Genomic DNA, 26,965 nt, shown 5'->3' on the forward strand with positions numbered 1-26,965 from the left:
AAAGAGACGACAACCGTGAGCGAGACGAAGCTCCGCGACTACCTCAACAAGGTGACGACCGATCTGCACCGCACCCGTCTGCGCCTTCGGGAGGTGGAGGAGAAGAACCGGGAGCCGATCGCGATCGTCGCGATGAGCTGTCGCTTTCCTGGCGGCGTCACCTCCCCGGAGGAGCTGTGGCGTATCGTCGCCGATGGCGTCGACGGGCTCTCACCGTTCCCGAAGGACCGGGGCTGGCACCAGGAGCTGTACAACCCCGACCCCGACAGCCACGGCACGAGCTCGGTGAACGAGGGCGGGTTCGTCCACGACGCCGCGATGTTCGACCCCGTGTTCTTCGGGATCTCCCCGCGCGAGGCCCTGGCGATGGACCCCCAGCAGCGGCTGCTGCTGGAGGCGTCCTGGGAGGTCCTGGAGCGGGCGGGCATCGACCCGCTGTCCGTCAAGGGCACCACCGGCGGCGTGTTCATGGGCGCTGCCTTCCAGGGATACGGCACGGTCGGCCCGATCGAGGCGGAAGAGGTCGAGGGCTATCTGGTGACGGGCGGGAACACCGCCGTCACCTCCGGCCGGGTCGCCTACGTCCTCGGCCTCGAGGGTCCCGCGGTGACGGTGGACACGGCGTGCTCGTCGTCCCTGGTGACGCTGCACCTGGCCGCGCAGGCGCTGCGCCAGGGCGAATGCGACTTCGCCCTGGCCGGCGGCATCACCGTGATGGCCAGCCCCGGAGCGTTCACCGAGTTCAGCCGTCAGGGCGGACTCGCGTCCGACGGCCGCTGCAAGCCCTTCGCGGCGGCCGCGGACGGCACCAACTGGTCCGAGGGCGTCGGTGTGCTGCTCGTGGAGCGGCTGTCCGACGCCCGCCGCAACGGCCACCAGGTGCTGGCGGTGGTGCGCGGTTCCGCGGTGAACCAGGACGGTGCCAGCAACGGCCTCACCGCCCCCAACGGCACCTCGCAGCGCAGGGTGATCCGTCAGGCGCTCGACAACGCGGGAGTCACCCCGGACGAGGTCGACGTGGTGGAGGCGTTCGGCACGGGCACCTCACTTGGCGACCCGATCGAGGCGGAGGCCCTGATCGCGACCTACGGCCAGGACCGGCCGGAGGGCCGGCCGCTGTGGCTGGGTTCCATCAAGTCCAACATCGGCCACTCGCAGGCGGCCGCCGGTGTCGCGGGCGTCATCAAGATGGTGATGGCCATGCGGTACGGCGTCCTGCCCAAGACGCTGCACGTGGACGAGCCGACCCCGCATGTGGACTGGTCGTCGGGGGCCGTGGAACTGCTGACCGAGGCCCGGCCCTGGCCGGAGACGGACCGGCCCCGCCGGGCGGGGATCTCCTCCTTCGGCATCAGCGGCACCAACGCGCACACCATCATCGAGCAGGCCACCGAAGCCGAGGAGGCGGAGCCGGCCGGTTCCGGGGCCGAGGCTCCCCGCCCCCTCGCCTCCTCCGCCGTGCCATGGCTGATCTCCGGCAAGGGCGAGGCCGCGCTGCGGGCGCAGGCCGAGCGGCTGTACGCCCATCTGACGGCCGGGGGCCCTGTCGAGGGTGACGATTCCACGGCGGCGTCCGTAGCCGACATCGGCTACTCCTTGGCGGTGTCCCGCTCGGCGTTCGACCACCGCGCCGCGGTGATCGGCGAGGACCGCGAGAGCCTGCTGCGCGGCCTGCGGGCCGTGGCCCGGGGCGAGGTGGCCCAGGGCGTGGTCGGCGGGCGGGCGGCCAAGGCGCACAGGACGGCCTTCGTGTTCCCGGACCAGGGGGCGCAGTGGGCGGGTATGGCGGTGGGGCTGCTGGAGTCCTCGCCGGTGTTCGCCGAGTCGGTGGCCGAGTGTGAGAAGGCTCTGTCGGCGCATGTGGACTGGTCGCTGGCGGATGTGCTGCGCGGTGTCGGGGGCGCGCCCGGTTTCGACCGGGTGGATGTGGTGCAGCCGGCGCTGTTCGCGGTGATGGTGTCGCTGGCGAAGCTGTGGCGTTCGGTGGGTGTCGGGCCGGATGCCGTGATGGGGCACGGCCAGGGTGAGATCGCCGCGGCCTGCGTGGCGGGCGCGCTGTCGCTGGAGGACGCCGCGAAGGTGGTGGCCCTGCGGTCGCAGGCGATCGCGAGGAATCTCGCGGGCCGTGGTGGCATGGTGTCGGTCGAGCTGCCGGCCGACCAGGTCAAGGACCGTATCGCCGCCTGGGACGGCGCGATCTCCATCGCCGCGGTCGACGGCCCCGGTTCCGTCGTGGTCTCCGGTGACCCGGGCGCGCTGGATGAGATGGCCGCGCGGCTGGAGGGCGAGGAGATCGTGGTCCACCGGGTCCCGGTGGACCACGCCTCGCACTCCGCCCACGTGGAGGAGATCCGCGAGGAGTTGCTGAAGGCCCTGGCCGACATCGAGCCGCGCTCCTCGACGGTGCCGTTCTACTCGACGGTCTCCGGTGCAGTGGTGGACACGGCCGGTCTGGACGCCGAGTACTGGTACCGCAACCTGCGGCAGACCGTGGAGCTGGAGGCCACCACTCGCCGTTTGCTCGATGCGGGGCACACCGTGTTCATCGAGGTGAGCCCGCATCCGGTGCTGGCCCGGCCGGTGCGGCGGACGGTGGAGGCCGCCGAGGCGCGGGCGGTGGTCGTGGAGACACTGCGGAAGGATGAGGGCGGGCCGGAGCGGTTCCTGACCTCCGCCGCCGAGCTGCACGTCGGCGGCGTCGGTGTCGACTGGCGGAAGGTGTTCGAAGGCCACGGTGCCCGCCGGGTCGATGTGCCGACCTACGCCTTCCAGCGCCAGCGCTACTGGCTGGACTCGGAGGCGGCCGTCGGCGATGTGGGCTCGGTGGGCCTCACGGCGGTGGCGCACCCCCTGCTGAACGCCGCGGTCTCGCTGGCCGGCGGCGGCGGAGTGCTGTTCAGCGGGCGGCTGTCGCTGGCCACGCACCCCTGGCTCGCCGACCACGCGGTGCAGGGCGTGGCGCTGGTACCCGGGACGGCCTTCCCGGAGATGGCCGCACAGGCGGGGAGCCAGGTCGGATGCGGCCGCGTCGAAGAGCTGGTGCTGGAGGCGCCCTTGGCGATACCCGAGCGCGAAGGGGTGCGGATCCAGGTCGAGGTGGGGGAGGCCGACGCCGCGGGCCATCGCGAGGTCAGCGTGTACTCACGGACGGAGTCGGCCGACGACGAGGCAGACCTCGAGCAGCCGTGGGTGCGGAACGCGCACGGTGTGCTCACGCCGCCCGTCCCGGCCGCCTCCTTCGACTTCGCGAAATGGCCGCCGTCCGGGTCCAAGCCCGTCGACGTCTCCGGCGGCTACGAGCACGCCGAGGAGTATGGGCTGCACTACGGTCCCGCGTACCGCGGGTTGCGGCGCGCCTGGAAGCGCGGTGACGCGGTGTTCGCCGATATCGAGCTGCCCGAGGATCAGCGCGGCATCGCGAAGTACTTCGGTCTGCACCCGGCCCTGTTCGACGCGGCCCTCCAGGCGATCGGCGCGAACAACGCGTTGCGCGGAGGTGACAACGCGCCGAGCGCGGGGAATCTGATGCCGTTCTCGTGGCGGGGATTCTCCCTGGAGACGGTCGGTGCCCACACGCTGCGCGCCCGGATCATCCCGGACGGCCGGCAGGCCGTGTCGCTGGCCATCGCCGACACGTCCGGCCGCCCGGTGGCCTCCGTCGACTCCCTCGTCCTCCGGCCCATGCAGGCCGCCGCGTTGCGGCACGCGGGCCGGACGGCCGGTGAGGCGTTGTTCCGCATGGAGTGGACGGCGCCCTCGGCGAAGCCCGCGGAGGGCGTGGCACCCGGCTGGTGGGCGGCGCTGGTCGACGACTGCCTCGGCGTGGGCGACGCCCTGGAGGCGGCGGGCTTCTTCCCCGCCGATGTGTACCCGGACTCCGAGGCGCTGAGCGACACCTTGGCGACGGGCACGAGCATGCCCGGAATGGTGGTCCTGCCGGTGGCTTCGGCCGACTCCGCCACGGTGGACGAGGTACACACCCGGGTCGCTGAGGTGCTGGCGACCGTTCAGCCGTGGCTGGCGGACGACCGGTTCGCGAACACCCCGCTGGTGGTGCTGACACGGGGCGCCGTCGACACCGGCGACGGTGTGACGGATCTGGCGGGCGCGGCCGCATGGGGTTTGGTGCGGTCGGCGCAGGCGGAGCACCCGGGACGGCTGGTGCTCGTCGACACGGATGATGTCGAGCGCGCGGTGGCACTGCTCGCGGGGGTGGTAGCCACTCGTGAGGAGCAGGTGGTGGTGCGTTCGGGCGAGGTCCGCCTGCCGCGTCTGGCCCGCTCAGCTCCCGCCGGTGACGCTCCCGGGTCGGAGGTGTTCGGTTCCGGCACCGTGCTGGTGACGGAGGGCACGGGGGCTCTGGGCGGTTTGGTGGCCCGGCATCTGGTGGCCCGGCACGGTGTCAAGAAGCTCCTGCTGCTGTCCCGCCGTGGTGCGGAGGCGGACGTTGCCGCCGAATTGCGGGCCGAACTGGAGGCCGCGGGCGCCGAGGTGATGGTCACGGCTTGTGACGCCGCGGACCGTGAGGCGCTTGCCGCGGTGTTGGCGGGACTGCCCGAGGAGTTCGCGTTGAGCGCCGTGGTACATGCGGACGAGGTGCTCGATGACGGGCCGTTCGCATCGCTGACACGCGAGCGGACGACCGCGGTGCTGCGGGCGAAGGCGGACGCGGCCTGGAATCTGCATGAGCTGACCGCGGGCATGGACCTGTCGGCGTTTGTGCTGTTCTCATCGACCGCGGGTCTGCTCGGCGCGGCCGGGCGGGGCAACTACGCCGCGGCGAATGTGTTCCTGGACGGCCTCGCGTCGTGGCGTCGCGCCCAAGGACTGCCGGGTGTCTCGCTGGCGTGGGGCCGGTGGGCCCAGGACGACGCCGTGACACCGCACGGTCTGGCACCACTCTCCTCCGAGGAGGGTCTGGAGCTCTTCGACGCGGGCGTCGTCTCCGACACGGCCGTGGTGATTCCCGCCCGGCTGGACGTGGCTGCGCTGCGCGCCCAGGGCGCCGCGATGCCCGCCGTGTTCCGTTCGGTCGTCCCGGACGCCCCCGCCCGCCGTGCGGCTCGGACGGCGGAGTCCGAGGTGGACCAGGCCGCCCAGTTGCGGCAGCGGCTGGCCGGGCTGTCGGAGGCCGAGACGGACGAGGTGCTTCTCGAACTGGTGCGTACCGTCGCCGCCGCGGTGCTCGGGTTCGCATCGCACGAGGACATCGACACCGGCCTCGAGTTCATGGAGATGGGCTTCAACTCCCTCACCGCGCTCGAATTCCGTAACCAGGTCGCCGCCATCACCGGCCTCCGGCTGAACAGCACTGTCGTCTTCGACTACCCGAGTCCGGGCGAGATGGCGGCCCATCTGCGACCCCGGCTGGCGGCCGAGGTCGCGTCCAGCCCCGCCGGCCGCCAGGTCCAGGAGCGGACCGGCCCGGCCGCTCCGGTCGCCGCGCCCGCGCCCGTGACCGAGCCCGTTTCCCCGGCGCCGCAGGCGGACGCGCCCGACACCCTCGGCTCCCTCTACCGGCTGGCGGCGCAGCAGGGCAAGCCCCAGATCGGCATGGAGCTGCTGGTGAGCGCGGCAAAGCTCCGTCCGACCTTCGAGGACCCGGCAGACTTCGAGGGGAACATCAGGCCCGCGCGGCTCTCCCGGGGCCCTGGGCGTCCCCGGCTGATGTGCTTCTCCACCCACGTCGCTCTGGGCGGCGTTCACCAGTACGCACGGTTTGCCGGGCTGTTCCGTGGCAATCGGGACGTGGCGGCCCTTCACACCGTCGGGTCTGTCGAGGGTGAGAGCCTTCCGGCCAACCTGGACACGCTGTTCCGCTTGCAGGCGCGGGCCGTTGCCGAGTACGCCGAGGGCGCCCCGGTCGTGCTGTGCGGCTCCTCGGCCGGAGGAATTCTCGCCCACTCGGTGGCCGCCGCTCTGGAGAACCAGGGCACACCGGCCGCCGGAGTCGTGCTGCTGGACACCTACCTTCCGGACACCACGAGGCTCGTCGATGTCGCGGACTCCTGGATGGACGAAATGTACGAGCGGGACGAGATCGTCGCCCTGGAGGGTGTCCGAATGTCCGCCATGGGCTGGTACGCGTATCTGATGGAGGGGTGGAAGCCGCCGGAGATCTCGGTCCCAAGTCTCCACGTCCGTGCGACCGAGAAGGTGGTGCAGACGGACCCGGACTCCTCGGAGCGGAGCTGGCAGGCGGACTGGCCCGCCGACTCCGTCGCCGACGTGCCCGGAAATCACTTCACCATGATGGAGAAGCACGCGGACTCCACCGCCCAGGCCGTCGAGGACTGGGTGGCCAACCTCTAACGGCCACGCGCCCGCCCGGCACCGACGAGTGCCGGGCGGGCGCCCACGCCGATGCCGCGTTCGGCGCGGCACACAGCTTTGCCACAAGGTTTTTCCACGAAGCAGGAGATAGGTGAGCAGCATGTTGCGCGGGTCCAGCGACTCAGGCGAGTCCGGAATCCAGGCTGGGCCGGATTGCGGCGAGAGCCAAGGCGAACTTCCTTCACTCACACCGGATTTCCGGGAACTGCCGGATCTCGAACAGCGCAGGGTCCTGTTCGACCTGGTACGCGCACACGTCGCCGCGGCGCTGCGGTCGGAGTCGCCGCGCACGCTCGACGCGGAGAGCTCGTTCCTCGACCTGGGTCTTGACTCGCTCGCGGCGGTCAATCTGCACCGCGGACTGGTGGCGGCCACCGGGCTCACGCTCGAGGTGTCGCTCGCCTACGACTACCCGACGCCCAGCGAGCTGGTGGACCACCTCCACCGGCAGATCTTCCCCGTCGCCGCGGACGACACCGCTCCCGCGCGTGCCGTCGTGGGCTCGGACGACCCCATCGCGATCGTCGGGATGAGCTGCCGCTTCCCCGGCGGCGTCAACAGCCCCGAGGACCTGTGGAAGGTCGTCTCCGAGGGCGTGGACGCCATCACCCCGTTCCCCACCGACCGGGGCTGGGACCTGGAGGCGCTCTACAGCCCGGACCCGGACCAGCCCGGCACCAGCTACGCGACCGAGGGCGGGTTCATCCACGACGCCCCCGAGTTCGACGCGGAGTTCTTCGGCATCTCGCCGCGCGAGGCGCTCGCCATGGACCCGCAGCAGCGGCTGCTGCTGGAGACCAGCTGGGAGGTCTTCGAGCGGGCCGGCATCGACGTGACCAAGCTGCGGGGGAGCAGGACCGCCGTCTTCACCGGCGCGGAGCACCACGACTACGGACCCCACCTGCAGAGCACCAAGAGCGGCCTCGAGGGCTACGCGCTGACCGGCATCGCGGGCAGCGTCGCCTCCGGGCGCATCGCCTACACCTTCGGCTTCGAGGGCCCGGCGTGGACCGTGGACACCGCGTGCTCCTCGTCGCTGGTCTCCCTGCACCAGGCGGCCCACTCGCTGCGCCAGGGGGAGTGCGATCTGGCGCTCGCCACCGGTGTCGCCACGATGCCCACCCCGGGTGACTTCATCCTCTTCAGCCGTCAGCGCGGACTCTCCTCCAACGGGCGCTGCAAGGCGTTCGGCGCCGAGGCCGACGGCACGTCATGGGCCGAGGGTGTCGGTGTCCTCCTGGTGGAGCGGCTCTCGGACGCCCGGCGCAACGGCCACGAGGTGCTGGCGATCGTGCGCGGCTCCGCCGTCAACCAGGACGGCGCGAGCAACGGTCTGACGGCCCCCAACGGCCGCTCCCAGCAGCGTGTCATCCGGCAGGCGCTGGCCAACGCCGAGCTGACCGCGGACCAGATCGACGTGATCGAGGCGCACGGCACCGGAACCTCGCTCGGCGACCCCATCGAGGCACAGGCGCTGATCGCCACCTACGGCGAGAGCCGCCCGGAGGGGGATCCGGTCTGGCTGGGGTCCCTCAAGTCGAACATCGGCCACACCCAGGCGGCGGCCGGTGCGGGTGCCGTCATCAAGATGGTGATGGCCATGCGCCACGGCATGCTGCCCAAGACGCTGCACGTGGAGGTGCCGACCCCGCACGTGGACTGGTCCTCGGGCGGCGTGGCACTGCTCGCCGAGCAGCGCGCCTGGCCGGAGACCGGGCGGCCGCGCCGGGCCGGTGTCTCCTCGTTCGGCATGAGCGGCACCAACGCCCACGCCATCATCGAGCAGGCCCCGCCGCTGGAGCCCGCCCCCGTGGCGGACGACGCCGACGAGGACACGGCGTCCCAGCCCGTGTCGTGGCTGGTGTCCGCCAGGAGCGAGGAGGCGCTGCGGGCGCAGGCCGCGCGGCTGCGCGAGCATGTGGTGCGCCACCCCGAGGCGCTGCCGGTCGACGTCGGATGGTCCTCCGCCGTGACGCGTGCCGCACTGGAGCACCGTGGCGTGGTGGTGGCGTCCGACCGTGAGGCGCTGCTGCGCGGACTCGCCGCGCTCGCCGAGGACACCGATTCGCCGGGTCTGGTGCTGGGCCGGTCCATGGCGCAGCGGGTGGCGTTCCTGTTCACCGGCCAGGGCGCCCAGCGGCTGGGCATGGGCCGGGAACTCTACGAGACCTACCCGCTGTTCGCCGACGTATTCGACGAGGCGTGTGACTATCTCGAGGTACGCCTCGGCACCTCCGTGCTCGACGTGGTCTTCGGCCCCGAGGACGACGACGCGGCCGCGACCGGTGACGAGCTCAGCCAGACGATGTTCACCCAGGCCGGGCTGTTCGCCTTCGAGGTGGCCATGTTCCGCCTGCTGGAGTCCTGGGGTGTGCGCCCCGACTTCCTGATGGGGCACTCGGTGGGCGAGATCGCGGCGGCACACGTCGCCGGGGTGCTGTCCCTGGAGGACGCCTGCGCCCTGGTGGCGGCCCGCGGGCGGCTGATGCAGGAACTGCCCGAGGGCGGCGCGATGGTGGCCGTCCAGGCGTCGGAGCAGGAGGTGGCCGAGAGCCTGGAGGGCCGCGAGGACCAGGTGTCGCTCGCGGCGCTCAACGGCCCCACCTCGGTGGTGCTCTCGGGCGACGAGGACGCGGTGCTCGAACTCGCCGGCCACTGGGAGGCCCAGGGCCGCAAGACCAAGCGGCTGCGGGTGAGCCACGCGTTCCACTCCCCCCGGATGGACGCCATGCTGGAGGAGTTCGGCCAGATCGCCGCCTGCCTGGAGTACTCGGCCCCGGCGATCCCGGTCATCTCCAACGTCAGCGGCCAGGTCGCGGGCGCCGAACTGGCCACCTCCGAGTACTGGGTCCGCCACGTCCGGGAGGCGGTCCGCTTCGACGACGGCATGCGGCAGCTCGCCGAGCAGGGCGTGACGACCTGTGTGGAGCTGGGCCCCGACGCCGTGCTGACCGCGATGGGCCAGGACTGCCTGGACGCCATCGACACCGACGCGGCCTTCGTGCCCCTGGCCCGCGCCGGGCGCGCCGAGGCCCAGACGCTGGCGGAGGCGGTCGCCACCCTGTACGCGAACGGCGTCGGCGTGGACTGGGACGCGGTGTACTCCGGGCGCGGCGCCCGCCGCGTCGCCCTGCCGACCTACGCCTTTCAGCACAAGCGGTACTGGCTCGAGTCGGGCGGCGCCGTGGCCGGCGACGCCCGGAGCGTGGGCCTCGGCAGGGTGGACCACCCGCTGCTCGGCGGCCTCAACGAACTGGCCGAGGGCGACCGCACGGTGCTGACCGGGCGCCTGTCGCTGCAGACCCACCCGTGGCTCGCCGACCACGCCGTGGCCGGCGGAGTGCTCTTCCCGGGCACCGGATTCGTGGAACTGGGCCTGCTCGCCGGCACCGAGACCGGGGCCGGACGGCTCGGCGAACTCACCCTCGAGACCCCGCTGCTCCTGCCGGAGCAGGGCGGTGTCCGCGTCCAGCTCGTGGTCGGCCCCACCGACGAGTCCGGCGTACGGCCGCTGGGCGTGTACTCGCGCTCCGACAGCGACGAGCCGGGGGAGGAGTGGGTGCGGCACGCCCAGGGTGTCCTCGAGTCCGACAGCGGCGCCGCGGCCACCGACAGCCTCCTGCAGTGGCCCGTCCCGGGCGCCGAGCCGGTGCCGATGGAGGGCTTCTACGAGGGCCTGGCCCAGGTCGGTTACGGATACGGGCCGGTCTTCCAGGGGCTGGAGTCGGTCTGGCGGCTGGACGGCGATGTCTACGCCGAGGTGGCGTTGCCGGACTCGGCGGCCCAGGAGGCCGGACGGTTCGGTCTGCACCCCGCGCTGCTCGACGCCGCTCTGCACGCGATGGAGATGGGCGACTTCGGCGGCGAGAGCGGGCGCGTGACGCTGCCGTTCTCCTTCACCGGGGTGACCCTCCACGCGGTGGGCGCCGGACGGGTGCGGGTACGGCTGCGCCCGCAGGGCAAGGACACCGTCGCGCTGCTGGTGACCGACGCCACGGGCGCTCCCGTCGCCTCGGTGGAGTCGCTGGTGGTGCGCGAGGTGGCGGCCGAGCGGTTCGCCTCGGGGCCGCGCGGCAACGGTGGCGACGGAACGCTGTTCCGGGCCAACTGGGACGTGTTCGCCGCGCGCGGCGGCAACCACACCGTGGACGGCGCCGCCACGGCCGTGATCGGCGCCGACCGGGCGCGGGTGGCCGAACTGCTCACCGCCTCCGGCGTCGAGCACACCGAGTACACCGGAATGGACGCGCTCATAGCCGCCGTCGACGAGGGCGCCGCGGTGCCGGACGTGGTCTGGGCGTGGTGCGGCGCCGAACGGGACGCCGGCAACCTCGCCGACGCCGCCCGGAAGGCGACCCACCGGGCGCTGGCCCTGGTGCAGTCCTGGCTCGCGGAGGACCGGTTCGACGGGGCCCGGCTGGTCGTGGTCACCAGCGACGCGGTCGCGACGGGCCCGGGCGAGACCGTCGCCGGACTGTCCGACGCCGCCGTCTGGGGACTGCTGCGCTCGGCGGCCACGGAGAACCCGGGCCGGATCCAGTTGGTGGACATCGACCGCCACGCCGAGTCGGCCACCGCGGCCGTCGGCGTGGTGACGGCCGCGATCGCGGCGGGCGAGCGCGAGGTGGCGCTGCGCGTGGGCCAGGGGCTGATTCCCCGGCTCGCCAGGAACGCCGCCGGGCGGGTGCTCGAGGCCCCCGCCGGTACCGCGGCGTGGAAGCTCGGCACCTCGGGCGGGGGCACCCTCGACAACCTCTCGCTGCTGCCCGATCCGTCGGCGGAGGCGCCACTGGCCCCCGGATACGTGCGGATCGCGGTGCGCGCCGCCGGTCTGAACTTCCGTGACGCGCTGATCGCCATCGGCATGTACCCCGACGACCACGCCACCATGGGCGGCGAGGGCGCCGGTGTGGTTCTGGAGGTCGGACCGGGCGTGACCGATCTGGCCCCCGGTGACCGGGTCATGGGCATGATCAACGCCTCGTTCGGGCCCATCGCGATCGCCGACCGGCGGCAGATCGTCCGCATGCCGCGCGGCTGGACGTTCGCACAGGGTGCCTCGGTGCCGGTGGTCTTCCTGACCGCCTACATCGGGCTGGTGGAACTCGGCAAGCTGCAGCCGGGCGAGTCCATCCTGGTGCACACCGCCACCGGCGGCGTGGGCATGGCGGCCGTGCAGCTCGCACGCCACCTCGGCGCCGAGGTGTACGCCACGGCCAGCCCCGGCAAGTGGGACACCCTGCGGGCGATGGGATTCGACGAGAAGCACATCGCCTCCTCCCGTGACCTGGAGTTCGAGCCGCGCTTCCTGGAGGCGACCGGCGGCCGGGGCATGGACATGGTGCTGGACTCGCTGGCCCGCGAGTTCGTCGACGCCTCCCTGCGGCTGATGCCCAGGGGCGGGCGGTTCCTGGAGATGGGCAAGATCGACGTGCGCGACCCCGAGGTCGTCGCCCAGGACCACCCCGGAGTGAAGTACACGGCGTACGACCTGGTCGTGGCCGACTACGACTGGGTCCAGCGGATGCTGGTCGAACTCGTCGAGCTCTTCGACAGCGGTGCGCTGAACCCCCTCCCGGTGACGGCGTGGGACGTGCGCCGGGGCCCGGACGCGGTGCGGTACATCAGCCAGGCCCGGCACATCGGCAAGAACGTGTTCACCATGCCCCACGCCCTGAACCCCGAGGGTTCGGTGCTGGTGACCGGTGGCACCGGCGGCCTGGGCCGCGAGGTGGCGCGCCACCTGGTGGCCGAGCGCGGAGTGCGCAACCTGGTGCTGGTCTCCCGGCGCGGGCCGGACGCGGAGGGCGCCGCCGACCTGAAGGCCGAACTGACCGAGGCGGGCGCGTCGGTGACGCTGGCGGCCTGCGATGTGGCCGACCGTGCCTCGCTGGAGCGGGTGCTGTCCGGCATACCCGCCGACCACCCGCTGACCGCGGTCGTGCACGCGGCGGGCGTACTCGACGACGGTGTCATCGACACCCTGTCGCCGAAGCGGATCGACGCGGTCTTCGAGCCGAAGGTCGACGCGGCGTGGAACCTGCACGAGCTGACGCGGGAGTTGGACCTAGCGGAGTTCGTGATGTTCTCGTCCGTCGCCGGTGTGTTCGGCAGTCCGGGCCAGGGCAACTACGCCGCCGCCAACTCGTTCCTGGACGCGCTCGCCGCACACCGGCGCGGCCTCGGCCTCCCGGCGGTCTCGCTGGCCTGGGGCCCGTGGGAGCAGGCCGGTGGCATGACCGGCACCCTCAGCCAGGCGGACATGGTGCGCATGGCACGCGAGGGCATGGCGGCCCTGTCCATGGCGGGCGGTCTGCGTCTGCTGGACGCCGGCGCCAGCAGCGAGGACGCCCTGCTCGTCCCGATGCGGCTGGAGACCTCGGCGCTCAGCGGCCAGACCGACATCCCCACCCTGCTGCGCGGTGTGGTCCGGGTGCGGAGCAAGGCGGCGGCCGACGGGAAGGCGGCCGCTCCGGAATCGGCCAAGGTGCAACTGGCCGGTCTGTCCGGCGCCGAGCTCGACCGGGCGCTGCTCGACCTGGTGCGCGGCAGCGCGGCGATGGTGCTCGGGCACAGCGGCGCCCAGTCCATCGAGCCCGACCGCTCCTTCCAGAACCTCGGCTTCGACTCACTGGCGGGCGTGGAGTTCCGTAACCGGCTGAACTCGGCCACCGGGCTCCGCCTCCCCTCCACGCTGATCTTCGACAACCCCACGCCCGCGGCGCTCGCCGAGTATCTGCGCGGCCGGGTGGCGACGGACAGCCCGGCCGGGCCGGACGTCGATCCGGAAGAGGCCAGGATCCGTGCCCTTCTGACGTCGATCCCGCTGGAGCGGCTGCGCCGCGCCGGTCTGCTCGACACGCTCACCGAGCTGGCGAGCGGCAAGGACCAGGGCGAGAAGGACACCGAGGAGAAGGAGACGGACTCCATCGACGCGATGGACGACGACGACCTGATCGACATGATGCTCGAGGATCTCGACAACTGACGAAGGCCGAGTCCCCCCGGAGAACTCCGGGGGGACTCGCACTCCCGGGCCACGTCTCGAAGGGCCCCGGCGGCGCGGGTGTTTCTCACCCCAAGAGGCTTCAAGAAGAAGAAAGGCACAGTGAAACCCGATGACCGCAAAGGTCTTTGCGACGGAGGCGGTGTATTCGCTTCCCGAGTTCGAGCAGAGGGCCCTGGCCATGGCCGAGGCGCTCCGCGAGCGCGGCGTCAGCGACGGCACCCGGGTCATGCTGAAGGCGGGCAACTCCGCCGGCTACGTCGGGGCCCTCCTCGCCCTGATGCACACCGGCGCGTCGATCGTCATGGTCGACCACCAGGAGCGGGCGGAGGCGACCCAGCGCATCTGTGACCGGGCCGGTGTCAAGATCTGCGTGGTCGACGACGACACCCCGATGCCCGAGAGCGGCCCGGCCCGCGTCACCATCTACGAACTGCTCGTGGCGGCCATGGAGCAGACCCCCGCCGAGCGGCGGCTGTCCCTCGACACCTGGCGCGAGCTGCCCGACGGCCTGATCATGTGGTCCTCCGGGTCCACCGGGGAGCCCAAGGGCGTCGTCAAGACCGGGGCGAAGTTCCTGAAGAACCTGGAGCGCAACGCCCAGCAGGTGGGCCACCGCCCCGATGACGTCCTGCTGCCGCTGCTGCCCTTCTCCCACCAGTACGGGCTGTCCATGGTGCTGATCGCCTGGCTGGTCAAGTGCTCGCTGGTCATAGCGCCCTACCGGCGGCTGGACCGGGCGATGACGATGGCGGGCACCTGCGGGGCCACGGTGGTGGACGCCACCCCGGCCAGCTACCGCAGCATGCTCAACATGATCGGCCGCAAGCCCGGCCTGGCGGACGAGCTCTCCGGTGTCCGGATGTTCTGCAGCGGGGCGGCCCCGCTGGACCCCGGCCTGGTCGCCGACTACGTCAAGCGGTTCGGACTGCCCCTGCTGGACAGCTACGGCAGCACCGAGGCCGGAAACGTGGCCTTCGCGACCGAGGACAACGTGGTCGCCTGCGGGCGGGCCGTCGAGGGCCTGAAGCTGCGGATCGTCGACGACGAGGGCGCCGTGCTCACCTCCGGCGAGGTCGGGGAGATCCAGGTCCACTCGCCCGACCTGATGGAGGGCTACCTGGCGGAGGACGGCACGGTCGCCCCCGTCGACCCCACCAGGACCGACTGGTACCCCACCGGCGACTTCGGCTATCTGGACGGCGGGGACAACCTCTTCGTGCTCGGCAGGAAGGCCGCGGTGCACCGCAACGGCCATACGCTCTACCCCGAGATCATCGAGCACAAGCTGGCCGCGGGCGGCTGCCTCGTCAAGGTCGTCCCCGTCCCCGACGAACAGCGCGGCTGCCAGCTCCTCTTCTTCGTCGAGGACGAGCAGCAGCGCGAGCCGCGGCACTGGCGGGAGCCGATCACCTCCCTGCTGCCCGACTTCGAGCACCCCAACCGCATCCACGTCCTGGAGCGATTCCCCCTGAACCGCAACGGCAAGCCCGACAAACGACAGCTCGAGCAGCTGGCTCTCGACCTGGTGCCGGGAGCGAAGGCATGACAGAGCAGCGGACCACCGAGCCACAGACCGCCGGGCCACAGGCCGAGACCGCCGAGCCGCAGACGGCAGGGGAGCAGACCGGCCGCACGGCGATGGTCTTCCCCGGGATGGGGCCCTTCCGCTTCACCGACGTGGGCGAGTTCCTGCTGACCAACCCGCACGCCCGGCGCCGGCTGGCGATCGCCGACGAGGTCGTGGGGTACTCGGTGTTCGACCGGTACCGCCAGTCGGACGCCGACGAGGAGGCGCAGTACGCCGAGCACACCCAGATCGCCTTCCTGGCCATCTGTCTCTCCCTCGCCGACTGGGCCGAGGAGACACTGGGCGAGCGGCCCGAGCTGTGCGCCGGACCGAGCTTCGGCCAGCGGGCCGCGGTGACCTACGCGGGGGCCCTGCCGTTCGAGGAGACCGTGCGGCTCACCGCCGAGCTGGCGCGCTGCGAGGAGGAGTACTTCCGGCAGGAGCACCGTGAGGCGGTCACCCACTGCGTGATCCACACCCCCGAGGAGCGGCTCCAGGAGGCGCTGGCCGAACTGGACGCCGAGGGGGAGTGGCACGACGTCTCCGGCTACATCGACCAGGGCTTCTACCTCGTGTCCCTGCGCGAGCCCGTGCTCGACCGGTTCAAGAAGCGGATCGGTGAGCTCGGCGGATACAACATGTACACGATGTGGCCGCCGGTGCACGCCCCGGCGTTCGGCGCGCTGCGCCGCAAGGCGGAGGAGGAGGTCCTCGGCGGCTTCGAGGTGGCCGACCCCAAGCTCCCGGTCGTCGCCGACCAGAACGGCGCGCTGCTGACCGACGCGGACGGTGTGCGCACCATGCTGCTCGACACCTTCAACCGCCCGATCCGCTGGCCGGACATGGTGGACACGATGCGGGAGCAGGGCATCACCAAGATCTGCATAGCGGGTCCGGACAACCTCTTCGGCAGGGTGAACCGCACCGTGGACAACTTCGAGGTCGTGGCCATCGACGCCCGCAAGGCGATGCGCCCGCGGGTCCGGCAGAGGAGTGCCCGCCGGGCGAGGCGGTGAGGGAGGCGCTGCCCGCGGGCAGCGCCTCCACGTAATTGACTGATCGATCTCAAAATGATTAGTGTGCCGGTATGGCACGGAGGAAGGAATTCGATCCGGAGGTCGCCCTGGACGCCGCGATGCGGCTGTTCTGGCGCAATGGCTACGAGGGGACGTCCACCAGCGATCTGGTGGACGAGCTGGGCATCGCACGGGCAAGTCTGTACGGGACCTTCGGATCCAAGCGCGGACTGTATCTGGCCGCGCTCGACCGCTTCCTCTCCGGAGGCGCGGGCCCGAGCCCGGCCGACATCCTGGCGTCGCGCACATCGGCCCTGGACGCCGTCCGGGACCTCCTGGAGACCAGCGCGGCGGCCCCGGAACCGGACACACCCCAGGGCTGCTTCGCGGTCAACGCCACGGTGGAGCACGGGGATTCCGACCCCGAGATCGCGCGGCGCCTCGAGGGCAACCGAAGCCGCCTCGAGACCGCGCTCTACGGCGCGCTGCTGAGGGCCCACGCGGAGGGCGAGCTGGCCCCCGGCGTCGATCCGCGATCGGCGGCGACGATGCTGGCCTCGCTCAACAGCGGCCTGAAGGTGCTGTCGTGCGCGGGCGCGGAGCAGCGCGACCGCATCACCACCTCCGTCGACGCCGTCATGGCGATGCTGACCCCGCCGGCGGCCGCCGTCACCGACTGACGGCGGCGACCCGCGGCCGCGGGGGCGCGCAGAACATCTGTGGCCGCCAGTGGGTCATGCCTGCCCTTATTCGAGACTACTCAGTCCCGAACCCGTTGAGATCGAACATGGAGAAGCAATGATCACCGACCATCGTGGAGCACCTGTCCGCACCGGCCGTGCCGCCGTCAACGGGACCAAGCTGCATTACCGAACGGCCGGCTCAGGCCCGGTGGTGGTACTCCTGCACGGCGTGCCCAAGACCGGCTATCACTGGCGGCACCTGGTCCCGAAGCTGTCGGCACGGCACACCGTCGTCGTGCCGGACCTCCGCGGTCTGGGCGACTCCGCCCGCCCCGCGGACGGGTTCGACTGCGCCACGATGAGCGACGACATCGCCGCGCTGATGGCCCACCTCGGCCACGAGTCCTACACCGTGATGGGGGAGGACTGGGGAGCGGTGGTCGGCTACCAGCTCGCCGCCCGGCACCGCGATCGCGTCGAGGCGCTGGTGTTCGCCGAGGCATTGCTGCCCGGCTTCGGCTTCGAGGACCACACCGCCCTGACCCACGAGAACGTCTCGGGCGGGATGTTCCTGTGGCATCTGGGCTTCTACTTCCAGCCGGACGTGCCCGAGATGCTGATCGCCGGGCATGAGCGTGAGCTCATCACGTACATGCTGAAGGAGGAGCGCGGCTACCCCGATACCGCCACCGCGGACGCGATCGAGGAATACGTGCGCTGCTACTCGATGCCCGGCGGTATCCGCTCGATGCTGGCGATCTATCGGGCGATGCTCGTCGACGCCGGGCAGAACCGGGAGGCGGCGCGGACGAAACTGGACATCCCGGTGCTGGCGCTCGGCGGCGACGCGTTCATCGGCGACCGGAACGAGGCCCAGATGCGGCTCCTCGCCCATGATGTCACCGGCCATGTCTTCGAGGCCGGACACGACCTCGCCGAGGAGGTGCCCGACGAGATGGCCGATGTGCTGCTGAGGTTCCTGAACGACCGGCTCGCGTGATCCGAGGCCCTTCCCCGACCCCGTGCTCTCTTGTGGTGACTCGGGAGCTGTAGGAGAGTGGCCCCATGGGGACCAAGCAGTACACGGGCTCGCCCGAGGACGCCGATCTGATGCGCGCGGACTCGTTGGCGCGGGAGATCTTCGCGGATGTCGCCAACAAGTGGGCGTTCCTGATCATCGAGTTCCTCGGTGAACGCACCCTGCGCTTCAGCGAGTTGCGGAACGAGGTCGAGGGCATCAGCCACAAGATGCTCACCCAGAACCTGCGCATGCTGGAGCGCAACGGCCTGGTGGAGCGGAAGGTGCACCCCACCGTGCCGCCACGGGTCGAGTACACCCTCACCGAAGCGGGCCGGGGCCTGCGGGCGACGGTCGACGGAATGTGCGGCTGGACGCACACCTACCTCGGTCATATCGAGGAATCCCGCCGCCGCTTCGACGCCTGAACGAGCGGAGCACTCGCCGAACCGCGCGGTGGCCGCACCGGGGGTCGGGCCACCGCGCGGCCACGCTCAGTCGAGGACCGCGGTGGCCTCGATCTCGACCAGATGCTCGGGCACGTCCAGGGCCGCGACGCCCAGCAGCGTGCCCGGCGGGACCGGGGTGACCCCCAGCTTCGCGGCCGCCCGCGCGGCCCCCTCCAGGAACTGGGGCATCTTGTCGGGGGTCCAGTCGACGACGTAGACGGTCAGCTTCGCCACATCGTCGAAGGAGCCGCCGACCCCGGCCAGAGCGGTGGCGATGTTGAGGTAGCACCGCTCGACCTGAGCGGCGAGATCGCCTTCGCCGACCGTGACCCCAGCGGCGTCCCAGGCCACCTGCCCGGCGATGTGGATCAGCCTCGACCCGGTCGCGATCGACACCTGCCGGTATGCGTCGATCTCCGGCAATCCGCTGGGGTTTACCAGGGTGATGGCCATACTGCCTGCCTTCTCGTCATGGGAGCGCATGGGCTCGCGCTCTCTTGTGGTTACTCGGAAACCGTAGGAGAGCGAACTCTGACATGGAAGAACGCACTTTTCGGTGACCGAGGAACCTTTTGGTGACCGACGGGGTGAAGTGGCTCGCGTAGCTGTTGCGCGGACGTCCGGCCTTCCGGGCTTGTCATGTACGGGCTACAGTGCGGGAAATGCGTGGGAGCGCTCCCAAGCTCCAGGCGCTCCCGATCCTCCCGACCAGCCGAAGGATCTCCCATGACCCCCACACCACACCGCGCCCTGGCCGTCGCCGCGGTGGCCGTGGCGGTGGCGCTGACCGCCCCGGTCGCGCCACGGGCCTCGGCACGACCGGCGGCCTGCGCCGCCAACGGCTTCTGCGAGGACTTCGAGTCCCAGACCGGGACCACCCCCGCGGGCCGCTGGACCACGGCCGTCGCCAACTGCTCGGGCACCGGCACCGCCACCGTGGACACCACGACGGCGCACGGCGGCACCAAGTCGGTACGGATCACCGGCAAGGCGGGGTACTGCAACCACGCCTTCGCCGGCACCTCGCTGTCCGGCCTGCCGTCCGGCGGCGACCTCTACACCCGTTTCTGGGTCCGCCACACCACCGCGCTGCCCGCCCAGCACGTCACGTTCGCCGCCCTGCGCGACACCAACGACAGCGGCAAGGACCTGCGCATGGGCGGCCAGAACAAGGCGCTCCAGTGGAACCGCGAGTCGGACGACGCGACCCTCCCCGCCCAGAGCCCGGCGGGCGTCGCGCTCAGCACCCCGCTGCCCGTCAACACCTGGACCTGTCTGGAGTTCCGCCTCGACCGCACCGCGGGCCGCCTGGACACCTGGGTGAACGGCGGGCTCGTCACCGGCCTGGTGGTCGACGGCACCCCGACCCAGGACGTCGACCAGCAGTGGCTGAACCGGGGCGGGTGGCGGCCCGCCCCGGCCGATCTGCGGCTGGGCTGGGAGAGCTACGGCGAGGGCGACGACACCCTCTGGTACGACGACGTGGCCGTGGGCACCACGCGTATCGGCTGCTGAAGACCCGTCAGGAGGGGGGCCGGGGCTCCCGGCCGGATCAGGGGTTCAGGGGGAAGCCGACCGACCGGGACTTCTTCCACTCGTCGTGCTCCAGGTCCTTGGCCTCGGTGCCGTCGCCGTACAGGTCGGCCGAGCCCGCGTCGGTGATGAGCTGGGCGCGGGCGCCGGGCGCCGCGAGGTCGGGCACGTCCACCACGATCTCCCAGCCGCCCGGGTCGGCCGTCGGCAGGTCGAGCCGCTTGACCGGCTGGTGTCCGGCGACGCCGTCCCAGGAGTAGAGCGCGTACGGGGCGCTGTTGTCCTCGGCCGCCCAGGAACCGGCCACGATCAGGTACTGGCCCTTGTCGTTGCGGCGGATGTCGCGGACGCTCAGGCCCCCGAGGTCGAGGGTGATCGGGTCGCCGAAGGTGGCGTGGGTGTCCTTGTCGCCCACGGACCGGGCCAGCTCGTCGGCGTTGGTGACCGGGACCAGCAGCGCCTTGCCGCCGTCGGCGGGCGGCACCAGCGGCGCCCGGAAGCCGATGTACGCGGTGGATCCCGAGCCGGGCGCGAACTCCAGGCCCTCCACGTTGAATCCGTCGATCTGCTTGGGCGCCTGGCCGTCCGCGGTGCCCTTGGCGAAGCCGAGCCGGTCGCCGTTGGCCTTGTCCCAGTCCACCAGGTCGTCGCGCAGGCCCTGGTACGAACCGTCGACCTCGAGGTCGGTGTCGGCGCCCGAACCGGAGACGGTGGTGGTGAAGAGGGTGAAGCGATCCTCCTTCGGCTCACCGTCCTTGTTGTTGCCCAGCGAGCCGGTCCAGTAGATGGTGTCGCCGACGCGGGCCGCGCCCTCGATGTCGATCTCCTTGCCGGCGTCCAGGTCGGAGCCGACGTCCCAGGTGCGCACCGGCGCGCCGGACGCGTCGCGCCGGTACAGGCGCAGCACGTTGGACTCGTCGTCGGCGACGACCATGTAGCCGCCGCCGACGTCCACGGCGGCGGAGGAGTCGCTGGAGCCGGTCAGGTAGCGGGTGTCCGCGGCGTTCTGGACTGAGCCGGAGGCCGCGTAGTGCAGGGTGGTGGTGGCGCTCTTGCCGCCGAGGCCGGTCACCTTGAGGGTGAGGTCGGTGTAGCCCTTGCCGCGCGCCTGTACGGCCACCTCGCGGGTGGCGCCGGTGCCGCTCACCGTGACGTCCCCGGTCCGGGCGACCGAGCCGTGGGTGGTGGCGGTGGTGGACACGGTCAGCGCGCCCGCGTCGGCGCCGCTCTGGCCGACCTTCACGGTCACCGTCGGGTCGCCGGTGGCGCCGACGGCGCCGGACAGGTACGAGGTGGTGAGCTTGATGGTCGGCGTGCCGTAGCCCGCGCTCCCGGCCATCGCGGAGCCCGGGAGCGCGGACAGCGTCACGGCGCCGGCCACGAGCGCCAGCGCGGCGGCGGGGAGGACCCGGCGGGTACGGCGCGGGGGAGCGGCATGGGACGGGACCATGGTGAGTACCCTTCGTCGGCTGCGGGGCCGGTCGGCGGACCGGCACACCGCCCTGACGATGGATCATCTACATGGCCTGAGCATGAACGATCATCGAACATGAACCGCTCACGGCCCGTGGACTCCCGCGACTCCCGGCCCACGGGCCCGTCGCCGTCAGCAGACCCCGTCGCCCGGCCCACGGGTCCACCGCCGTCAGCAGACCCCGTCGCCCGGCTTGGGGTTCCCGAGCCCGAAGAACGGCCGCACCTTCAGCCCGGCCCAGGTGCCGAGGAGGGCGAAGGCACCCCAGACCCAGCCGTGCAGGCTGCCGGAGGCGATGCCCGCGAGGTAGGCGCCGATGTTGCAGCCGCCCGCCAGCCGGGCACCGATGCCCATCAGCACCCCGCCGAGCACCGCCGCGGTCGCGGTACGCCACGGCACGCCGCGGTGCAGGGTCCAGGTGCCGCCGAGCGCCGCGGCGACCGCCGCGCCGATCATGATGCCGATGTCGGTGAGGCTGGTCTTGTCGGCGAGCACGGGCCCCGCGAGCATCTCCTTGTTCCCGGGCTGCTGCCACCAGCTCCAGCTCTCCGGGTGGCCGCCGAGCGCGCGTACCAGCTCCGAACCCCACAGGCTGAAGGCACTGGTGACGCCCCACGCGCCACCGGAGACGAGCAGCACACCCGCGCCCAGCACGGCCAGCGCCAGCGCGCCGACCGCCAGCGGCCAGGAGCCGCGCAGCACCCGGGCGGCGGCACCGCGCGCGGAGGGCACCGGACCGATCGGCGGCGGGTTGCGGCGGGCCTGGACGCGCCGGCTGACCAGGACGATGGCGGCGAGCACGAGGATGGTCACCGCCCAGGAGCCGAACCAGCCGATGTGGTCCGCCATGACGACCGGCTCCAGCGAGGGCAGGTCCTTCCACAGGTCGAACTGCCAGGCGGCCAGGGTGGCGCCGCCGATGAAGCCGCCGAGCGTGAGCACGATCGACGTCTGTCCCGCGCCGACCGCGAAGAGGGTGCCGGAGGCGCAGGCGCCACCGAGCTGCATGCCGACGGCGAAGAGGAACGAGCCGATCAGCAACCCGAGCCCCAGCGGCCCGGCCGAGGGCGCCGGTACGGACCCGAACAGCCCGGTCTTGGTGCCGATGAGCAGGGCGAACAGCGTGGCCGTGGTGGAGAGCAGCAGGGTGTGGGCGCGCAGCCCGGTGCCGTTGCCGACTGCCACGAGCTGCCGCCAGGCGGAGGTGAAGCCGAACCGGGAGTGGAAGAGGGCGACGCCCAAGGCGAGGCCGAGCAGCAGCAGGACGCCGGGCTTGGCCCCGTGGGCGGACCATACGTACGCGGTCAGCGCCGCGGCGAGCAGCCCGGACACGGCGAGCGGCACCGGCCGCACCGGCGGCGCGGCGGGCGCCTCCGGCCGCGGCACGGAGGTGGGGGAGGGGGACAGCAATGAGGCGGTCTTCGGCGCCTCGGCGGGCGGGGCGGTGGTCACGTGCGGACTCCGGAGAGGTGGGAGAGGGGATGACGCTGAGCGGGAGGGCCCGGCCGGGCGGCGCGGCGCCAAGGCGGCGGCGCGCGGTGGGGGAAACCGGCTGGTCCCGGCTCAGCGGCGACAGAGGCCGTCGTCGACGCACCACGCCGAGCTCGCGAACAGCGCGAGACAGAGCAGACGGGCGGGTGCGGACATGCGTTCCAGGATATGGTCCGGGTTTCAAGAAGTGGACCCCGGTCTCACCATGCGGGCTGTGGAGTCGGCCACAGACGCGGAGGGCGCCTCGGGTCAGCCGTCCTCGCCCCGCTCGGCGGTGTCCGCGAGGCCGACGTACATCGAGTGGTGCAGCTCCGCCACATGGTCCCGGAGGAGGGTGGCCGCCGATGTGGCGTCCCGCGCGGCGAGCGCGGCCCTGATGGCCTTGTGCTGCTCGTTGCTGCCGCGGAGGTAGTCCAGCGGATACGGCAGGAAGTACGCGTACAGCTCCCCGGTGACCCGCTCGTACATCCCCAGCGCCGAGGGCAGCCCGGCGCCCTCGGCGAGGGCCAGGTGGAACCGCTTGTCGCCGGCGTGGAACTCGGCCCAGCTCCCGGCCGCGTCCATCTCCCGGACGCACTCGTCCAGCCGGTCGAGTCCCGGCTGGTCCAGCCGCTCGGCGGCCAGCTGCGCGAACCCGGCCTCCAGTACGATGCGCTCGTCGATCAGCCGGTGCACCCGTTCGCTGTCCTCCCGGTACGCGGCCACCTGCGCCACGGTGCGGCGGCGCGGCCGCTCCGCGATGAAGGTGCCGCCCGTACGCCCAGGGCGGCGCTGGACGACGCCCTCGCGCTCCAGGGTGCCGAGGGCCCGGCGGACGGTGATCTCGCCGACCCCGAGCGCCGCCGCCGTGGCCTGGACGTTGGGCAGCCGCTCGCCGGGCGCCAGCAGGCCCAGGTCCACCGCCAGCGAGATCCGGGCCCGTACGGTGTCGACGGCGCTGGTGCGGCGGATCGCGGCGAGGGCGCTGCTGGTCAGGGCGCTCGGTGCGCCGGACGGTTCCTGGGTCGCCATTCCCTCAGCCTAGGCACCCCGCCCCGCGGCCTCCCCGCGGTCCTCGTACGGGGGCCGCCGCTTTGCGGAACCGTGACCTCCGGGGGTTTACCTGATCAAAGTGAGCATGTTTTCATGGCTCGCATTCGCCCCTGGACGCCCACTGTCGAAGGCACTGATGAAGATCTCCGGACTGCAGACGGCGGGAACGCCCGGCGACGTCGACGCCAACCTCCGCGAACTGGACGCGGCGTGCCGCCGGGCCCGTGCCGAAGGCGCCGAACTCCTGATCACCACCGAGCTGTTCGTCACCGGCTACGACATCGGCGACACCGTCCGGGACCTGGCCCGCACCGATCTGCTCCCCCCGGCCCAGGAGATCGCCGCCGCCCACGGCATCGCGCTCGTCCTCGGAGCCCCCGAGTACGACGACGGCGCCTACTACAACAGCGCCTTCTTCATCGACCCGGCCGGAGCGATCCTCGGCCGCCACCGCAAGACCCATCTCTTCGGCGATCTCGACCGCAGGTACTTCACACCGGGCGACCGGACCCCTTCCGTCATCGACTACGCGGGCCTCCGGATCGCCATGCTGATCTGCTACGACGTGGAGTTCCCCGAGAACGTACGGGCCGCCGCCCTCGCCGGGGCGGACCTCGTCGCGGTCCCGACCGCCCAGATGCAACCGTACGAGTTCATCGCCGAGCACCTGCTGAGGGTGCGTGCCTGGGAAAACCAGATCTACATCGCCTACGTCAACCATGACGGCGACGAGGGTTCACTGCGCTACGTCGGCCGCAGCTCCATCGTGAGCCCGTCGGCGACCGTGCTGGACAGCGTCGAACACGGCAACCGGCTGCTCCTCGCCACCGTGCAACCGCACACGGTCCGGGAAGCGCGCAAGGCCAATCCGTATCTGGCCGACCTCCGGCCAGACCTCTTCACCCCGTCCGCCCGCGCCACCAAGGACCCGTCATGCTGACCGACCCCGAAGTGCACGCAACCACCCCGCAACAGGGCAAGACGAATCTCTCGGGGCGGCTCGGCACCGGTGCCATCGTCTTCATGGTGATCGCCGCCGCCGCGCCCCTCACGGTGGTCGGCGGCAACGTCCCGCTCGCCATCGCCGGCGGCCCAGGCGCCGGAGCCCCCGTCGGCTTCGCCCTCGCCTCGCTGGTCCTGCTGGTGTTCGCGGTCGGCTTCGTCACCATGACACCCCACGTTCCACAGGCCGGGGCCTTCTACGCGTACGCCACCCGTGGCCTGGGGGACCGGGTCGGCGTGGGCACGGCCGCCGTCGCGCTCGTCGCGTACACGGCGGTCCAGGTCGGCGTCTACGGCTATCTGGGATGGGCCGTGAACGACGTCCTCCACACCTTCGGCGGGCCGTCCCTGCCCTGGTGGGTGTGGGCGCTCGCGGCGCTCGGCGTCGTGGCCCTCCTCGGCTACCGCCATATCGACCTCAGCTCCAAGGTCCTCGGTGTGGCACTGGTCCTGGAGATCGCGGTGGTGCTCGTCCTGGACGCCGGGATCTTCGCCCGGGGCGGCGCCCACGGTGTCGACGTCGAGTCGTTCACCCCGCATGCGGCGTTCTCCGGACCGCTGGGCGTGGCCGTGCTCTTCGCCGTCACCGGGTTCATCGGTTTCGAGGCCACCGCCGTCTTCCGGGACGAGGCCCGCGACCCGGAGCGGACCATCCCCCGGGCCACCTATCTCGCCGTCCTGATCATCGGCGGGTTCTACACGCTGTCCTGCTGGGCGCTGGTCCTGGCGGCGGGCACCGAGGACGCCCCGGCCGTGGCCCAGAAGACCCTGGACGGCCAGGGCAACATGCTGATGGACACCGCCCAGGCCTACGTCGGCACCGCGCTGCGGGACGTCATGCAGGTGCTGCTGCTCAGCAGCCTCTTCGCCTGTGTGCTCTCCTTTCACAACGTCATCGCCCGCTACACCTTCACCCTCGCCCGTAAGGACCTCCTCCCGGCGCGGCTGGGCGTCGTCCATCCGCGCCACCACTCGCCGTCGGTCTCCTCGGTCGTCCAGACCGTCACCGCGCTGGTCCTGGTCGTGTGCTGCGCCGTCGCCGGACTGGATCCACTGGTGAGCGTCTTCGGCTCCATGGCGGGGGTGGCGACCGTCGGCATGATCCTGCTCATGCTCATCACGTCCATCGCCGTGGTCGCCTTCTTCGCGCGCAACGCCCGGCTCGCCTCGGGCAAGGTCTGGCAGACCCGGATCGCGCCGGTGCTCGCCGTGGCCGGACTGCTGACCGCGCTGTGGCTGGTGTTCTCCAACTTCACCCTCGTCACCGGCGTCGGTGTGGGCGCGAGCGCCGTCCTCGGCGTCATCCCCTTCCTCGCCTTCGTCGCGGGCCTGGTCCGAGGGGATCGCGGCGCGCGGGGGCGGGGGTGAGAAGCGCCCGGTCCGGCCGCCCGGCGAGGCGCGGGCGGCCGGACCGGGCCACGGCCACGGAGCGTCAGACCGCCGTCCGCTCCACGGGGATCCACAGCTCCGCGTCCGCCCGCGCGCCGTCCTCCGACAGCCGGGTGCGCAGGATCTCCGGACCCGGCCTGCTCTGGTACGGGTTGGACGGGAACCACTGGGTGAAGACGTCCCGCCACAGGTACTGGAGCGCCTGCGGGAACGGCCCGGAGTTCTCGAAGACGGCCCATGTCCCCGCGGGGACGGTGAGCGTGTCCAGGTCCTCCGGCGCGGCGGCCCCGGTCACCACCCCGTGGTAGTAGTCGAGTTCGGTTCCCTCCGCCCGGCTCGGGTCGAGGTTGTCGCTCACTCCCAGGATCCCCTCCGGCTCCTGGTCGGACAGGGCGGCGATCCGCCGTATCGTCTCCTGGCCGATCCCCCGGATGAACTCCGCGATCGCCGGATTCACCCCCTCGTGCACGAGCGGTACCCGGACCTTCTTGCCGACCACCTGGAACCGTTCCTTCTCCACGACGCGGTATCGCATGGTGCTGCTCCCTTCGACGATGAGGCGGAAGGACATCCGCGGCTGGGAGCTCAGCGGGGCACCCGCCCGCCGGGCCTCACCCGGGCCCACACCGTGCATGGCCCGGAACGCCCGCGCGAACGCCTCCCCCGAGCCGTAGCCGTAGCGCACCGCGATCTCCAGCAGTGTCCGCTCCCCGGCGAGCACCTCGGCCCCCGCGAGAGTGAGCCGTCTGCGCCGGACGTACTCCGACAGCGAGATCCCCGCCAGCGCGGAGAACAGCCGCCGGAAGTGGTACTCCGACGTCATCGCGATCCGCGCCAGTTCGGCCACCTCGATCCGCTGATCCAGCCGCGACTCGATGTGGTCCAGGGCCTCGTTCAGCCGCTCCAGCACCTAGGTCTCCTTCCTTGACGCTGATCACGTTAGGAAGCCGGCACTCTGCCGGACCCGAC

Annotated in this window: 15 protein-coding genes; 10 read left to right on the forward strand and 5 right to left on the reverse strand. The window is 71.9% G+C overall.

Going from position 1 to position 26,965, the window contains the following annotated elements; genetic code table 11:
- The first annotated feature begins 15 nt into the window (after nt 1–15).
- From NP777_RS23490 to NP777_RS23520, 7 genes are all read left to right on the forward strand, one after another.
- Complete coding sequence (locus NP777_RS23490; protein ID WP_256652158.1) at nt 16–6,312, forward strand: type I polyketide synthase; 6,297 nt, start codon at nt 16–18, stop codon at nt 6,310–6,312.
- Between the two features lie 112 nt (nt 6,313–6,424).
- The gene (locus NP777_RS23495; RefSeq protein WP_391858560.1) at nt 6,425–13,321 is read left to right on the forward strand and encodes an SDR family NAD(P)-dependent oxidoreductase; all 6,897 of its coding nucleotides are present in this window, start codon (nt 6,425–6,427) and stop codon (nt 13,319–13,321) included.
- Between the two features lie 130 nt (nt 13,322–13,451).
- Complete coding sequence (locus tag NP777_RS23500; protein WP_256652159.1) at nt 13,452–14,888, forward strand: class I adenylate-forming enzyme family protein; 1,437 nt, start codon at nt 13,452–13,454, stop codon at nt 14,886–14,888.
- Nucleotides 14,885–15,925 (forward strand): ACP S-malonyltransferase, encoded by a 1,041-nt coding sequence (locus NP777_RS23505; protein ID WP_256652160.1) that lies wholly within the window; start codon nt 14,885–14,887, stop codon nt 15,923–15,925. Before NP777_RS23500 ends, NP777_RS23505 begins: the two co-directional genes overlap by 4 nt.
- Nucleotides 15,926–15,996: 71 nt before the next feature.
- Nucleotides 15,997–16,605 carry a TetR/AcrR family transcriptional regulator gene (locus tag NP777_RS23510; RefSeq protein WP_256652161.1) on the forward strand — a complete coding sequence of 203 codons (609 nt, stop codon included), beginning with the start codon at nt 15,997–15,999 and terminating at the stop codon, nt 16,603–16,605.
- 118 nt (nt 16,606–16,723) lie between these two features.
- Nucleotides 16,724–17,608 (forward strand): alpha/beta fold hydrolase, encoded by an 885-nt coding sequence (locus NP777_RS23515; RefSeq protein ID WP_256652162.1) that lies wholly within the window; start codon nt 16,724–16,726, stop codon nt 17,606–17,608.
- A gap of 65 nt (nt 17,609–17,673) precedes the next feature.
- Nucleotides 17,674–18,054 carry a winged helix-turn-helix transcriptional regulator gene (locus NP777_RS23520; protein WP_256652163.1) on the forward strand — a complete coding sequence of 127 codons (381 nt, stop codon included), beginning with the start codon at nt 17,674–17,676 and terminating at the stop codon, nt 18,052–18,054.
- Nucleotides 18,055–18,120: 66 nt separating this feature from the next.
- Here the strand turns inward: NP777_RS23520 and NP777_RS23525 are convergent, their stop codons facing one another.
- Nucleotides 18,121–18,528 (reverse strand): RidA family protein, encoded by a 408-nt coding sequence (locus NP777_RS23525; protein WP_256652164.1) that lies wholly within the window; start codon nt 18,526–18,528, stop codon nt 18,121–18,123.
- 273 nt (nt 18,529–18,801) lie between these two features.
- Here NP777_RS23525 and NP777_RS23530 point away from each other — a divergent pair, with 273 nt between their 5' ends.
- On the forward strand, nt 18,802–19,590 hold the full coding sequence (locus tag NP777_RS23530; RefSeq protein WP_308405201.1) for a hydrolase: 789 nt from the start codon (nt 18,802–18,804) through the stop codon (nt 19,588–19,590).
- A 37-nt stretch (nt 19,591–19,627) separates the two neighbouring features.
- Here the strand turns inward: NP777_RS23530 and NP777_RS23535 are convergent, their stop codons facing one another.
- The 3 genes from NP777_RS23535 to NP777_RS23545 form a co-directional block, all read right to left on the reverse strand.
- Nucleotides 19,628–21,058: a DUF3616 domain-containing protein gene (locus NP777_RS23535; RefSeq protein ID WP_256652165.1), complete on the reverse strand. Its 1,431-nt coding sequence runs from the start codon at nt 21,056–21,058 to the stop codon at nt 19,628–19,630.
- Nucleotides 21,059–21,253: 195 nt separating this feature from the next.
- On the reverse strand, nt 21,254–22,534 hold the full coding sequence (locus NP777_RS23540) for a YeeE/YedE family protein (RefSeq protein WP_256652166.1): 1,281 nt from the start codon (nt 22,532–22,534) through the stop codon (nt 21,254–21,256).
- 288 nt (nt 22,535–22,822) lie between these two features.
- A complete protein-coding gene (locus tag NP777_RS23545; protein ID WP_256652167.1) occupies nt 22,823–23,584 on the reverse strand; it encodes a FadR/GntR family transcriptional regulator in 762 nt (253 codons plus the stop codon).
- A gap of 157 nt (nt 23,585–23,741) precedes the next feature.
- Here NP777_RS23545 and NP777_RS23550 point away from each other — a divergent pair, with 157 nt between their 5' ends.
- Both NP777_RS23550 and NP777_RS23555 read left to right on the forward strand, forming a co-directional pair.
- Nucleotides 23,742–24,545: a carbon-nitrogen hydrolase family protein gene (locus tag NP777_RS23550; RefSeq protein WP_256652168.1), complete on the forward strand. Its 804-nt coding sequence runs from the start codon at nt 23,742–23,744 to the stop codon at nt 24,543–24,545.
- Complete coding sequence (locus NP777_RS23555) at nt 24,539–25,975, forward strand: APC family permease (RefSeq protein WP_256652169.1); 1,437 nt, start codon at nt 24,539–24,541, stop codon at nt 25,973–25,975. The genes NP777_RS23550 and NP777_RS23555 overlap by 7 nt, the downstream gene beginning before the upstream one ends.
- 64 nt (nt 25,976–26,039) lie before the next feature.
- Here NP777_RS23555 and NP777_RS23560 read toward each other — a convergent pair whose 3' ends face one another.
- Complete coding sequence (locus tag NP777_RS23560; RefSeq protein WP_256652170.1) at nt 26,040–26,906, reverse strand: AraC family transcriptional regulator; 867 nt, start codon at nt 26,904–26,906, stop codon at nt 26,040–26,042.
- Between the last annotated feature and the right edge of the window lie 59 nt (nt 26,907–26,965).

It is taken from the genome of Streptomyces rugosispiralis, from assembly GCF_024505145.1.
Lineage (GTDB): Bacteria > Actinomycetota > Actinomycetes > Streptomycetales > Streptomycetaceae > Streptomyces > Streptomyces rugosispiralis.